Consider the following 13,950-nt stretch of genomic DNA (forward strand, 5'->3'; position numbering starts at 1 on the left):
TGGAGCTAAAATGACTAACGGTGAATCGCAAAACAAGTTATCAAAGCAAGCACAAGCGAAAACGCATAATGCTTCAGTGAAAAAAACAGTAAAAAAGCTGATGTTGATTGTTTTTGGTATGTTTGGCTTTGGTTTTGCGATGGTGCCGTTATACGACGTGTTTTGTGATATCACAGGGTTAAACGGAAAAACATCTAATGTTGCGGCCAGTTACAACGTCAAGAGCATAGATACCGAACGTACCATTACCGTACAATTTTTGACTCGGACAGCTAAAGGTATTCCTTGGAAGTTTGAGCCAATGGTTAATGAGGTAAAAGTACACCCAGGTGAGCGCAAAACCGTTAAGTTTTATGCTAAAAATGAGTCTACAAGCGATATTGTTGGACAAGCTGTGCCGTCAGTATCACCAGGGCGGGCGGCGGTTTATTTTCAAAAGATAGAATGCTTTTGTTTTAATAGCCAGCCGTTAAAAGCCAGTGAGGATGTTGAAATGGGATTGCAATTTTATGTCGATTTAGATATACCCGATGACGTGTCCACCATCACCCTATCTTACACCTTGTACGACATTACAAGCTCGGTTGATTCTTAAGTGCTTGGCACTTAAATGAGGGGAACAACAATGACAACAAAAGAATACGAAAGTTATTACGTACCAGCGCAAAGCAAATGGCCAATAATAGGCGCGATTGCCTTATTTTTGATTGCCGTAGGTGCGGCAAATTATGTAGCAAATTTAAATAACCCTGAAAATGCAGGTGGTGGCTGGGTATTGCTGGCGGGTATCGCCTTGATTATTTATATGATCTTTGGTTGGTTTAACAATGTTATTACCGAATCAATGTCAGGAAAATATAGTCACCAAATGGACAATTCATTCCGTCAAGGTATGAGTTGGTTTATTTTTTCAGAAGTGATGTTCTTTGCCGCTTTTTTTGGTGCCTTACTTTACGCCCGTACTTTTTCGGTGCCTTGGCTTGATGGCGCAGGTAATAATGCTGCTACAGCCGCAATTTTATGGCCTGACTTTACGGCGACCTGGCCATTAATTAAAACCCCTGGTGGTACTGAAACTACTGCTATGGGTTGGTACGGATTGCCATTAATTAACACTATTTTATTGTTAACTTCATCAATTACTGCCCATTTTGCTCATGTTTCGTTAGAGCAGAATAAACGTGGATTATTGAAGTTTTGGTTAGGACTGACCGTTGTGTTAGGTGTGGTGTTTTTGTTCTGCCAAGGCCTAGAGTACGCACATGGTTATGCTGATGAAATGAAACTGTACTTAGACAGTGGCATTTATGGCAATACCTTTTATTTGCTGACAGGCTTTCACGGTATGCATGTGACCTTAGGGACAATTATGCTGCTGGTAATGCTTATTCGAGTATTTAAGGGGCACTTTACGCCGAAAAACCATTTTGCCTTTGAAGCCGCGAGTTGGTATTGGCATTTTGTTGATGTAGTGTGGGTAATACTGTTCGTTTTCGTTTATATTATTTAACGCTATTTTTCTTGAATAAGCAGTTTAAGGTACGATATTTTTCTTGATAAATATCGTACCTTTTGACTATTTAATACGGACTAGGGTTAGGTGTGATCACACCGGTGAGAATTCCCAGTAGTAGTAATAACACCAGTACAACAGAGGTCATCACCCGTCGACCTATAAATTTAGACATGGATGCTTTATTAGGGTCATTTTTATTCATAATGAATAACGCTCGAACCAGGTTATAAACCATAAAGGCTAATAAGCCGACAACAATAATTTTAATTAACACAACATTCTCTCTTTTCTAGTCTGTTTTTAGTTAGTGAACATGCGGTAGTCTATGAATTCGGTATCACTTCAGCACAAGTTAAAACAACTTAATTGGCCGATGGTTATATTTACCATGCTAGTATTTTCGTCATTAATCAAGCTTGGATTTTGGCAAATTGACCGAGCGCTTGAAAAAGAACAACGTCAACAACGTATTAGTGACTTAAGTCAACGCCAAGCCTTGTCTTTATCACAAGTATTAGCACTTGAAGGTTTACAAGATGGTATTAACGATTTACCTATTCAGTTAACGGGTAACTTTGTTAGTGATAAAGTCTTTCTCCTAGATAACCAGCCAGACAAAGGGCGCTTGGGCTATCGTGTATATCAAATAATAGAAAGTAATGAGAACGCCATACTCGTAAATTTGGGCTGGGTACAGGGCTCAATTGATCGAAATATATTACCTGAAGTTATGTCTATTAGTGGTCAACATACAATCAATGGTAACGTAAGAGAAGTGGAAGTGGGTATTCAATTACAAGCGCAAAATTTAACCAATCCATCATGGCCATTAAGGGTGCAGCAAATAGAATTAGATAAGTTTTCACAATTAATTGACAAGAAACTGTTGCCCTTTGTTGTTTACTTAGATAAAAAAGAGCCTATTGGTTTTAAAAAAAATTGGCAGCCCATCGTAATGCCACCAGAAAAACATCGGGCATATGCCTTTCAATGGTTTAGTTTGGCACTAGCTTGGATAAGTTTGATGATTTGGGCAGCAATAAAAATGAGTAAAAAAAATCCGTCAGAATAAGCACTGACAATCTGAAATAAGCACAGGTAAGTAAGTTAGAAAATACCGAAACTGAATAATAAGAATAAAAAGGCTGAGTTGTATGAGTTCTTCAGAGTTAAATAAATCGCGCCGCAGTATGCTAATTCTCCTAGCGGTATTTATAGTTCCCATTGTGTTGGCTAAGTTAGCATTAAATCAACAATGGTTTAATTACGGTGTTACGAATCAAGGGCAGCTTATCGAAAATGAATTAACCTTGGCTCAACTTGGGCTAAGTGTTGACGACTTTGACCATCAATGGCTGATGTTATATACCTTGCCAGAAAGTTGCGACCTACAATGTGAGAAAACCTTAATCAGTGTGAATAACACTTATATTGCCCTTGGCAAAGAAATGCCTCGGGTTAAGCTGGTAGCTTTAACTCAACAAGACTTACGCGCAGAGCAAGCAGAAAAAATTCAAATTAAGAAGTGGCATATTCAAACTATGCCTGCTTTAGCAAAGGCAGCTATAACGCAATCACAAGTATTGATTGTTGACCCCTTAGGGAATGTTATTCTTAGCCATGTACCGCCAAAAGACGAAGCAAAACTTTCACAGTTTGGTAAGTCAATATTAGCCGACTTTAAAAAATTACTAAAATATTCGAGGATTGGCTAAATGAGAACGCAAAGCTCTTCCGACATTAGAAAGCTTGTTTTTGTTAGTATTTTACTCGCCATTGTAGTGGTTAGTTTAGGTGCTTTCACACGATTAACGCATGCAGGGCTTGGTTGCCCTGACTGGCCAGGTTGTTATGGTTTGATTGATGTACCTCAAACTAGTGAACAAATTATTGCTGCTGAGCGAGCGTTTCCTGAACGCCCAGTTGAGCCACATAAAGCATGGAATGAAATGATCCATCGTTATTTCGCTGGTTCATTAGGTATCTTGATATTAATTATTGCGTTAATGTCACTGAAACGGCGTTCTCAAGGGGGGCCGGTTGGCTTACCTATTTTTATTTTACTAGTGGTCATATTTCAGGCAGCACTAGGTATGTGGACCGTCACCATGAAATTAATGCCTGTGGTGGTCATGGGGCATTTACTTGGTGGCTTCACCACACTGTGTTTATTACTTTTACTGTATTTACGCTTGAGTGACTTCCGAGTGCCTGGTGGTGATTTTGCTTTGAAAAAGTATGCAAAATTCGCTGTTATTGGTATTTTTATTTTAGCGGGACAAATTGCTTTAGGTGGTTGGACATCATCCAACTATGCTGCACTTACTTGTACAGAACTGCCCATCTGCCAAGCAGGTTGGGCAGAGCAAATGAACTTTGAACATGCTTTTGATCTTATCCCTCCAGAGAAAGACAGTTATGAATTTGGCCACCTTGATCATGCGTCACGTGTGACAATTCATGTTATGCATCGCTTAGGTGCTATAGTAACCACGCTATACTTATTTTGGTTAGTTATTAGCATTTACCGGAAGGCACAGTCGCCATTTTTTAAGAATGCAGCATTGAGCTTGGGCTTTATTCTCAGCGTTCAAGTTGGCTTGGGTATTAGTAATGTTTGGTTCTCACTGCCACTCAGTGTCGCGGTGAGTCACAACGTGGTGGCAGCTATGTTAATGATGTCATTAATTACCATGACATATAGTTTAAAACGAAAGATTTAGGGGCATATTATGAGTCAGAGCAACACAGTAGAGGCGAGTCATAGCGCACCTAGCACGCCAATTTGGCGAGATTATTATGAAATAACCAAACCACGAGTAGTCGCATTATTAGTATTAACCGCTCTAGTGGGGATGTGTTTATCTGTGCCAGGAGTTATTCCTTGGCATGTATTAGTGCCATCAATGATAGGTATCGGCTTTTTATCATCGGCTGCTGCAGCGATTAATCATATTGTTGATGAACGCATTGATAAGGAGATGGGGCGAACTTATAATCGACCATTGCCAAATGGCAGACTTACCGCACGCAGTGCTACGATTTTTGCCATTAGCTTAGCAGTAACAGGTTTCATAGTTTTATACACCCTAGTAAACCCATTAACGGCTTGGCTAACGTTTTCAGGCTTAGTCGGTTACAGCTTTGTTTATACCATGTATTTAAAGCGTGCTACGCCGCAAAACATTACTATTGGTGGTTTAGCCGGAGCCATTCCACCCTTGCTAGGTTGGACCGCGATGACGAATGAAGTCCACCCGAATGCGTTATTATTAGTATTATTAATATTTACTTGGACGCCGCCACATTTTTGGGCTTTGGCAATACACCGTAAAGATGAGTACGCAAAGGTAAATATCCCAATGTTACCTGTTACCCATGGTGTAAGCTTTACCAAAACTCAAATATTACTTTATACCGTATTACTGTTTGTAGTGGGTTTACTGCCATATTTAGTCGGCATGAGTAATTGGTTGTATTTGATTGGCGCGGTGGTATTGAATTTAGTGTTTTTTGCCTACGCTTGGAAATTAAAATTTAATGCTGATGAAGAAACCGCAATGGACACTTTTAAGTTCTCTATTGTGCATTTAATGGCATTATTTATTATACTTTTACTCGACCATTATCTATTGCCGGTAACAGGCTAATGAATAAAATTGTTGCTCTGATTGTAGCCTTGGGGGCGTTAGCCGCAGGCGTTATGTTATTTACTCAGCTTAATAATAAAGCCCCGGTTGATTTTGCTTTGCATTATCAACAAGCAAGAGAAATTAAAGCATTTGAATTAACTGATCATAATGGTAAAGCCTTTAACAATGAGTCAGTTAAAGGTCAGTGGAGTTGGGTGTTTTTTGGTTATACATCGTGCCCTGATGTTTGCCCAACAACCTTACAAGAAATGAACTTTATCTATGATGATTTAAAGAAGATAGCCAATAATAGCCAAGTATTATTAGTTTCTGTTGACCCAAAAAGAGATACACAAGAAAAGCTTGCTAGCTATATTGGTTATTTTAATCCTGAGTTTAAGGCTTTATATGGCGATCATGGTTCGTTATTTCCATTCGCTCGCAATTTAGGTCTGATGTATGCTATTACCGAAACAGAGCAACAATCTAATAACGATGCTATAGAAAATCATGGTGCAAGTGCAACAAACTATTTAGTTGATCACAGTGCTTCATTGGTCTTAATCAACCCCGCAGGCAAAGTAGAAGCAATATTTAAACCTAAACAAGCACTTGGTGAAATACCTGTGATTGAAGGCGATAAGCTTGTAAGTGATTTTGCAAAAATTGTCGCTTTGTATTGAGTTAAAATAAAGTAATATTAAAATGATTAACCCGCATTTCTGTAAAACCCGTGAAATTAATGGCCTATTTGACGACAAAAAATGCCGACCGATTTTGACCTACCTCTAACATCTATTGTGCTTTATTTTAGGTTGGTCTTGAGCCCGACATATTGATCTAGTTATCCTGTCAATGCTAGTTTTAAGCTATAAATGTCGACCTTTAAAGACCAATCACAGTATCCTCATTCATACTATCTGGCTATAGCGGATACCACTGGCGGTTCTCTTCTTGAATAAAAAATGGCTTTGAAAACCAGTAATAGCGCCCGGGTTTACTAATGCTCGGTGCGGTACAATTACAACGTACACGACCTGTTGGCAGCGGCGCACTATAATTAATGGTAAACACTTCTTCACCTTGCCATAGAATTTTCTGACGGCCTAAGCCAGTAATATAACAATTTAATTGCTCTGGATTAAAATCGTCAACATCAATATTAATACTTAATGAAGTAGACTCGCCTTGCTCAAAGATAGTTTGTTGATTTACCCCGTCAAGACGAATGCTAAAGGGTAATGAATCGAGCTTATCACGCAGGCTTGAAAGTTGGTCATATGGTTGCGAGGCAGGGAAACGCGGAATACTGGTTAGATCTGTATTTATACCAACCGCCCCAGATTGTTGTGAAAATCCGACGAAATTATTTTCATTTACCCACTGCTGAACTTCGGGACTAAATTCACCGTAGGGGTAAGCTAAATAACGCCAACTCTGGCCCGTTTCTGCTTCAATTATTTTTTCTGCATGTAATAAAGATTCAGTATTTTTCGCTAACCACGCTTTGTTGGTCATGCCCGCTGGTGTGCGTGCTAATGAATCATGGTTCATGCCGTGATTAGCGATAATAACCCCGTCGTCTGCCATGGCTTTTAATTGCTGCCATGATAAAAAATGTGAGGTGTTTTGTCCCACCATGCCGGGGTTTATAAATATTGTAAAAGCAAAACCGTGTTTATCTAATATAGGTTTACCATGGGTTAAAATGTCGATATAGGCATCATCGAAAGTAATCGCCACCGTTTTATCTGGTAAGGCTTTATGTTGCTTAATAGCGTCGATTAAAGTGGATAAGGGAATGACTTTAAAATTGTTGTCCTCTAAGTATTGCATATGTTTTGCAAATTGCTTGGGAGAGATACTGGTACTCGCTGGAGTTTCCTCGCTAACGTGATGGTATTGTAAAATAACAGTGGCAAAACTAGTGAGATGTAAGCAATAGCATAGCGCTGCCAACAAACGGTATTTCATGGTAATCTTCCTACAATATATGGGACTTTAAATACCTGCGTAAAATAGCTTTTTTTTAACTATTTATACAGACCAATTACTCACAAAGGTCAGCTTTTTTTGAAATTTAATGATATAGAGCGTCATAAGCAGTTATTCGTGCTCGCTTTACCGATGATTTTATCCAACATCACCGCACCTTTATTAGGTTTAGTTGATACCGCCGTTATCGGGCACCTAGAATACTCTTATTATTTAGGCGGCAGCACGGTGGGTGCCATGATCATTACGGTCATTACTTGGTTATGTGGATTTTTACGCATGTCAACCACAGGACTTTCCGCCCAGGCGTTTGGTCAAAGTAATAATAAGCTAAGTCTATTGATATTACTGCGAGGGATGATTGTTGCGTTCTGCGTAGGCTTAGTGGTTATTTTATTTCAAAATTTTTACCTAGATCTGGCACTTTCTTTAGCGGGTGGTTCTGAACAAGTGCAGTTTTATGCCCGAGAATACAGTGAGATTCGAGTTTGGGGCTTACCAGCAGCATTAGCTAATTTAGTGATTATGGGCTGGTTATTGGGCAATCACAAAGCAAAAGTGGTGATGTGGTTAATTATAGCCACTAACTTGATTAATTTAGGACTAGATTTACTGTTTGTTATTGGCTTTGCTTGGCAAGTTAAAGGTGTTGCTATGGCGACGCTAATAGCAGAATACAGCGGCTTACTGATCGGATTAGGCTTTGTATATACAAACTTTAAGCAAAAGTTTATCGGGTTATTTTCTAGTGCGAAGCAGCTATTTGATGCAGTGGTTGAGCGAGCAGCCTTATTAAGCTATTTCAAACTTAATCGAGATATATTAATTCGTACCTTATGTTTAGAAATATGCTTTGTTTTTATGACCTTTCAGGGTGCGCGATTAGGCGATGATGTTATTGCCGCCAATGCAATATTAATGAATTTTTTATTGTTAATATCGTTCGGTTTAGATGGCATTGCCAATGCTGCAGAAGTCATGGTGGGTAAAGCAAAAGGAGAGAATAATCAGAAAAGTATGTTTGTTAGTGTCAATATAGCACTATTTTGGACTGGGATATTTGCACTCGCTTATAGCCTACTTTTTTATCTGGCGGGCAACTATTTTATTCTAGCCATCTCGGATATAACTGAAGTAGTTGACTATGCACAGCAGTATTTATTTTGGATTATCGCCCTACCATTACTCGCCTGTTGGTGTTACTTATACGATGGCGTTTATATAGGTTTAATGCAGGCACATATTATGAGAAATAGCATGCTAATCGCTACTTTTGGTTGCTTCTTTCCGGTTTGGTGGTTATTGCAAGATTATGGAAATCATGGTTTGTGGGCGGCATTTTCAATATTTATGTTGGCGCGTGGAGTCACGTTAGCTTGGCATTATCAACGAAATAAGCATACATTTTAATGATTTTACGGTTAGTTATCGTAAAAATCGGCTTTTGAGGTTTATATTATTAAGGTTTGGTGCGATTGAAAATATGATACAAACGATTGGCAAATAATCCGACGTAACCATAAATGGCAAACAAGCCGCCTAGCGCAAGAAATATAATACCAATAATCTGCCAAATATGGCTTTGATAAAGCCCTAAGAATATAAAGCAGGCACCTATAGCAAAAAGACCAAGTCCACTGAGAAAACGCTGCATGCTGCGTTGTGGGTCTTGGCCTAGTTTTTCTAATAACGACACTTTATAACTAATTTATATTACAAGAGTTTAGTAATATGAATGCTCACCACGTTCGTGTTCAGTCATATCTTTCACACCTTTAATTTCGTCGCCCATCATGTCGATTAATTGCTTTTCAATACCATCTTTTACTGTGACATCAATTTGGGCACAACCGTTACAGCCACCACCAAATTGTAATACAGCATAACCGTCTTCAGTGATTTCCATTAGCGTACATTCGCCGCCATGACCAGCAAGTTGTGGGTTTACTTCAGCTTTTAAGAAGTAATCAACACGCTCAAATAATGGCGCGTCGTCGCCGACTTTACGTAATTTAGCGTTTGGCGCTTTTAGGGTTAACTGCGAGCCCATTTGGTCAGTGGTAAAATCAATTTCCGCTTCTTCTAAATATGTTTTACTGTCAGCATCGATGTAAGCTGAAAAATTTTCAAACTTTAGTTCAATGTCGTCAGCTTCTACAGCGTCAGCCGGACAGTACGATACACCACATTCTGCGCTTGCTGTACCCGGGTTTACAACAAACACGCGGATACTAGTACCTTCAGGCTGGCCCGAAAGTAGTTTTACAAAATGTTCTTGTGCAGTTTCTGAAATGTTAACCATCATACTATTTTACTCTCACTACTGGGATTGAACTTTCTATTGGGATTGAATTTTTCAATACCCTACTAATTTACTCAAGTATAACCATTTTACTCTTCTATGTCATTTATCGCTAGTCTTAGACGTCATAATTTATATACACAATGCGAAATGCTAAAAAGAAAGCAGATAAATTGTCAATTATGACGAGATAACTAGTTCAAATGCCATAATTTTGTTATTTTATCCGGTAATCAAATAAGGAAAGCTTGTATGTTGTTATCGTTGTGTCGAATTGTAATATTTTGTTTATTAAGCGCCTCGTTTACCGTTTTAGGTGCGAATGTCAGTACCTATTTGCCTAACGATGGCGTTTATAGTAAACAAGTGCCAACACCAGAGTCTGCTTTGGGCTTCGGCATTGGTGAACGCCATCCTCGTCATGACCAAGTGTTAAATTATCTACAGCAAGTGGCGGCATCGTCACCTCGTGTCAACATTGAAGAAATGGGTCGAACTACACAATTTCGTTCGCAAGCTTTGCTTACCATTTCTAGCCCTGAAAACTTAAATAATATTGATGAAATTTTAGCGAGACGATCTAACATAGCAGCATCGGCTAAAGACCCAATTGTTGTTTGGTTAGGTTATAGTGTTCATGGTGATGAAATTAGTGGTACTAATGCTGCTATGGTGGTGGCTTACCATTTAGCTGCATCGCAAGACAAAGAGGTTGTCGATATGCTTAACGATACCATTATAGTGATAGAGCCAAGTATTAATCCCGATGGTATGGATAGATTTGTTAATTGGGTGACTACCCATCGCGGTATAACCGAAAATCCAGATCCAAATCATATTGAACACCATCAAAATTGGCGTACCGGCCGTACTAACCATTTTGGTTTTGATTTAAATCGCGATTGGTTACTCTTGTCGCAAAAAGAAAGTCAGAATCGCCTGCCTTATTTTCATCAATATCAACCAAATGTTTTAGGTGATTTCCATGAAATGGGCGCAAATGGTAGCTATTTTTTTCAGCCAGGTATTCCCACGAGAACGCACCCATTAACGCCGGCTAAAAATACGGAGTTAACACAGTTATTAGCAACCTATCATGCAAAAGCACTTGATGCTAAAGACCGTTTATATTACAGCGAAGAAAGCTTTGACGATTTTTATTACGGTAAAGGTTCAACTTATCCTGATATTAATGGTGGTATTGGCGTGTTGTTTGAACAAGCAAGTAGCCGAGGCTTACAGCAAGATACAATCAATGGTTTATTAACCTTTGAGTACGGCGTACAAAACCATGTGTTAACGTCGCTATCAACCATTGAAGGTGCATGGAAGAACCAAGCAAAATTTAAAAACTATCGGAAAGACTTCTTTAAACTAGCTGAAAAACAAGCCAGTGACGAAAACTTTAATGGTTATATTTTCACTGAAACCAAAGACAATTATCGACTACAAGCTTTCTTAACTAAGTTACAGCAGCATCAAATTAAGGTTTACCCACTTAAGCAAGATTATAAAATTGACGATCGAACGTATCTTGCTGAGCATAGTTATTATATTCCGTTAGCACAGCCTCAATATCGGGTGATTAAAGCACTATTTAATCAACAAAAAGACTTTCAAGATAATACCTTTTATGATGTTTCAGGCTGGACATTACCCTTGGCGATGAATATAAGGTTTGCCCAAGTCGGAAGAACTTGGGGTCTGAAAACTCAAGAAAAACCTTGGCAGCCAAGCGCAGCAAAAAATACTGAGATAAGTGATTCAGCTTACGCCTATGTTTTTGAGTGGCATGATTTTTTAGCACCTAAACTGTTGAATGAAATCACTAACGCTGAAATCAAGGCAAAAGTAGCAACCAAAGCTTTTTCAGCAAAGGTTAATAGTGTAGTTAAAACCTTTAATCAAGGAACTATTATTGTGCCGGCCGGTATTCAGCACATGGAAAACTGGCGTAGTATTTTGTCTGATTTTGCCACAAAGAACCAAATTCCTTTGCTCGCATTAGATACAGGATTAACCGCAAAAGGTATTGATATTGGCAGTAGCTCATTTCGCCCGGTATCAGCGCCAAAAGTATTATTAGTTGGTGGTAAGGGCGTATCTCAATATGAAGCAGGAGAAATGCTTTACTATCTTGATAACCTGCTAGAAATTCCAGTTACCGTGGTTGAAATGCAAAGATTGACCGCGATCAATTTGGCTGATTATAGCCATATTATTATGGTTGATGGCAAATATGCCACGTTAACAGCCAAAGTACTTAGTCAATTTAAATCATGGTTAGCCAATGGTGGTGTACTCTTTGGACAAAAACGCGCAGCCCTTTGGTTATCAGAACAAAAATTGTTAAAAATTGATTTTGTTAGCAAAGATCATATTGACCAATTGTTTGATACTGAAAAATTAAACTACGGTGATAAAGAGCAGCTTGCGGCCAGAAAACGTATAGCAGGGGCTATATTTGAAGCAGAATTAGACACTAGTCATCCGCTTGCCTACGGCTACCAACAAAGTGAATTACCTGTGTTTCGAAATAGTACAGTGATCATGGAGCAAACAGTCATACCATTTATTAGTGTCGCGAAATACAGTAAAGCGCCTTTGCTGAGTGGTTATGCAGATCAAAATTTAGTCAATCGTTTAGCAAATAACCCAACACTTGTCGCTCATAATGTTGGCAAAGGTCGAGTTATTGCCAGTACAGACAACTTAGTTTTTCGTGGCTACTTTCTAGGTAGTATGAAAATAATTGCTAACAGCCTTTTTTTTGCTAAAGCGTTTAGCGCAAACTTAGCAGAATAAAGTGTTCGTTAGCTGGGAATAGCTAAACAAATACAGAGGAGTGTAATATTTTGCACTCCGCTATCTTTCAACAGTTTACAAATCTCATTAGCGGTTGTACCCGTGGTGACCACGTCATCAATCAAAATAACATTTGCGGGTAATTTTACCTTTGCACAGAGATTTAAACTAAAGGCATTTTTTAAATTTTTTCTGCGTTCAACCCCTGACTTTCCTACTTGGCTTTCAGTCAATTTTTCACGTGTGATAAGTTCCGCTTGGTAAACATAATCAAAACCTTGTGCAAATTTTCGAGCAATAAGGTGTGCTTGGTTAAATCCTCGTTCTTGCCACTTATTCAAATGTAGTGGTACAGCGATTATTAAGGTGTTTTCGGGTGTTAAATTTACTTTATCAACCCTAAGATATTGCTGCCAGTGATTAATGAGAAGGTAACTGAGTAACTCAGCCATTTCTGTTTTATGTTGGTATTTAAGTTGGCTAATCCAAGTATCGAAAGGCCAAACATAGGGTGCAATGGCTAATAGGTGATCAAAATGTTTTATTGGAATAAGTTCTGTAATGGCAGGCCAAGATAATAAATCATAAGGAAGATGTTGGTAATTAAAATACGGTAAATCAGCTTGGCAATATTGGCAAAGCAGTGGGTGATGCAGGCAAGCGTTACCACATAAGCTGCAACAGCTTACTTTTAGTCTGAGGTTTTTAAGTTGTTGACGAAATGTTTGTTGAAAAGTTAACATTATTTCGCTGTTGAACTTGTTGCCAAATTCCATTTTTAGCATCCTTTAGTTAAACTATGCGCCTATCCGTTATCGAGTTCACGAAGCATGACAAAAAGCATGGCAGAAAGATTGAAAATTGCGAGTCAAGGTCAAGGTATTCCTCTAGTATTTATTCATGGCTGGGGCCTCAACTCTGCTGTTTGGCAGCCGTGCTTAGCGCAATTGCAAACCAATTTTGAAGTTATCACCGTTGATCTCCCTGGCTTTGCTACAAATAGCAAGGTTCAACTTGGGCAATATTCGTTAGTTGAGATAGCCGATGCCATTGCACAAACAGTGGGTAAACCTGCGGTTTATATTGGTTGGTCTTTAGGCGGGTTAGTGGCGAGCCAAATCACCATTAAACATCCAAAGCAAGTGCTAGGATTAGTTACTGTAGCCAGTTCACCACAATTTGTTGAGCGAGATAATTGGCCGGGCATTAAAGCAAGTGTTTTAGCACTGTTTCACCAGCAACTAGCACAAGACACGACAAAAACCATTAGTAACTTTTTGAAAATTCAGGCCATGGGGAGTCCGCATATTCGCCAAGACATTAAGAAAATTCGTGATCTTGTGATGCAGCATGAACAACCCACTCGACAAGTGTTAGACGACTCATTAAGCTTATTAGAAACATCAAATTTGTCTGAACAACTACAAAATATTACTCAACCTTTTTTAAGGCTTTACGGAAAACTAGATGGTTTAGTACCTAAACAAGTTATTGCATTGATTGATGATCTTGCACCCAATAGCCAGCGTTATATATTTGAACAAGCTTCGCATGCGCCATTTATATCTCATCAAACCGAATTTTTAACTATATTGATAAGTTGGCTAAAGGAACATCTTAACTAAAAGGGTAAAGGTTTACTTTTTGGTGTTTTTGGTTAATAATTGAACAGGTGAATGCAGGTAATAATTTAGGAGAGT

Annotated in this window: 15 protein-coding genes; 10 read left to right on the forward strand and 5 right to left on the reverse strand. The window is 38.8% G+C overall.

The features are described from left to right. Window positions 1-10 precede the first annotated feature (10 nt). Both H4J38_RS12530 and H4J38_RS12535 read left to right on the forward strand, forming a co-directional pair. Complete coding sequence (locus H4J38_RS12530) at window positions 11-595, forward strand: cytochrome c oxidase assembly protein (RefSeq protein ID WP_182132141.1); 585 nt, start codon at window positions 11-13, stop codon at window positions 593-595. Between the two features lie 30 nt (window positions 596-625). Beyond that, complete coding sequence (locus H4J38_RS12535; RefSeq protein WP_182132142.1) at window positions 626-1,510, forward strand: cytochrome c oxidase subunit 3; 885 nt, start codon at window positions 626-628, stop codon at window positions 1,508-1,510. Window positions 1,511-1,580: 70 nt separating this feature from the next. Here the strand turns inward: H4J38_RS12535 and H4J38_RS12540 are convergent, their stop codons facing one another. Beyond that, on the reverse strand, window positions 1,581-1,790 hold the full coding sequence (locus H4J38_RS12540) for a DUF2909 domain-containing protein (RefSeq protein ID WP_182132144.1): 210 nt from the start codon (window positions 1,788-1,790) through the stop codon (window positions 1,581-1,583). A 51-nt stretch (window positions 1,791-1,841) separates the two neighbouring features. On the opposite strand from H4J38_RS12540, the gene H4J38_RS12545 reads away from it, so the two are divergent. From H4J38_RS12545 to H4J38_RS12565, 5 genes are all read left to right on the forward strand, one after another. Further along, the gene (locus H4J38_RS12545; protein WP_182132146.1) at window positions 1,842-2,588 is read left to right on the forward strand and encodes an SURF1 family protein; all 747 of its coding nucleotides are present in this window, start codon (window positions 1,842-1,844) and stop codon (window positions 2,586-2,588) included. An 82-nt stretch (window positions 2,589-2,670) separates the two neighbouring features. After that, the gene (locus H4J38_RS12550; protein ID WP_182132148.1) at window positions 2,671-3,231 is read left to right on the forward strand and encodes a hypothetical protein; all 561 of its coding nucleotides are present in this window, start codon (window positions 2,671-2,673) and stop codon (window positions 3,229-3,231) included. Then, entirely contained in the window at window positions 3,232-4,239 is a 1,008-nt protein-coding gene (locus H4J38_RS12555; RefSeq protein ID WP_220465542.1) for a heme A synthase, read from the forward strand. 9 nt (window positions 4,240-4,248) lie between these two features. Further along, window positions 4,249-5,166, forward strand: a complete 918-nt coding sequence (gene cyoE, locus H4J38_RS12560; protein WP_081179651.1) for a heme o synthase — start codon at window positions 4,249-4,251, stop codon at window positions 5,164-5,166. Then, window positions 5,166-5,831 carry an SCO family protein gene (locus H4J38_RS12565; protein ID WP_182132149.1) on the forward strand — a complete coding sequence of 222 codons (666 nt, stop codon included), beginning with the start codon at window positions 5,166-5,168 and terminating at the stop codon, window positions 5,829-5,831. Before cyoE ends, H4J38_RS12565 begins: the two co-directional genes overlap by 1 nt. Before the next feature lie 241 nt (window positions 5,832-6,072). Here the strand turns inward: H4J38_RS12565 and H4J38_RS12570 are convergent, their stop codons facing one another. Beyond that, a complete protein-coding gene (locus H4J38_RS12570; protein ID WP_182132151.1) occupies window positions 6,073-7,122 on the reverse strand; it encodes a polysaccharide deacetylase family protein in 1,050 nt (349 codons plus the stop codon). A gap of 99 nt (window positions 7,123-7,221) precedes the next feature. Between H4J38_RS12570 and H4J38_RS12575 the strand changes: the two genes are divergently transcribed. Next, window positions 7,222-8,553, forward strand: coding sequence for an MATE family efflux transporter (locus tag H4J38_RS12575; RefSeq protein WP_259365512.1), 1,332 nt, complete (start codon window positions 7,222-7,224; stop codon window positions 8,551-8,553). Between the two features lie 49 nt (window positions 8,554-8,602). Here the strand turns inward: H4J38_RS12575 and H4J38_RS12580 are convergent, their stop codons facing one another. Together H4J38_RS12580 and nfuA are read right to left on the reverse strand one after the other, a co-directional pair. Beyond that, entirely contained in the window at window positions 8,603-8,839 is a 237-nt protein-coding gene (locus H4J38_RS12580; protein ID WP_310733476.1) for a hypothetical protein, read from the reverse strand. Window positions 8,840-8,866: 27 nt separating this feature from the next. After that, window positions 8,867-9,445 carry a Fe-S biogenesis protein NfuA gene (gene nfuA, locus H4J38_RS12585; RefSeq protein WP_182132207.1) on the reverse strand — a complete coding sequence of 193 codons (579 nt, stop codon included), beginning with the start codon at window positions 9,443-9,445 and terminating at the stop codon, window positions 8,867-8,869. 252 nt (window positions 9,446-9,697) lie between these two features. On the opposite strand from nfuA, the gene H4J38_RS12590 reads away from it, so the two are divergent. Next, window positions 9,698-12,250 carry a M14 family zinc carboxypeptidase gene (locus H4J38_RS12590; RefSeq protein ID WP_182132153.1) on the forward strand — a complete coding sequence of 851 codons (2,553 nt, stop codon included), beginning with the start codon at window positions 9,698-9,700 and terminating at the stop codon, window positions 12,248-12,250. Between the two features lie 8 nt (window positions 12,251-12,258). Here the strand turns inward: H4J38_RS12590 and H4J38_RS12595 are convergent, their stop codons facing one another. Next, entirely contained in the window at window positions 12,259-13,026 is a 768-nt protein-coding gene (locus tag H4J38_RS12595) for a ComF family protein (protein WP_182132155.1), read from the reverse strand. A 54-nt stretch (window positions 13,027-13,080) separates the two neighbouring features. Between H4J38_RS12595 and bioH the strand changes: the two genes are divergently transcribed. After that, a complete protein-coding gene (gene bioH, locus H4J38_RS12600; protein ID WP_182132157.1) occupies window positions 13,081-13,875 on the forward strand; it encodes a pimeloyl-ACP methyl ester esterase BioH in 795 nt (264 codons plus the stop codon). Window positions 13,876-13,950: the final 75 nt, after the last annotated feature.

It is taken from the genome of Colwellia sp. BRX10-3 (genome assembly GCF_014077505.1).
Classification (GTDB): domain Bacteria; phylum Pseudomonadota; class Gammaproteobacteria; order Enterobacterales; family Alteromonadaceae; genus Cognaticolwellia.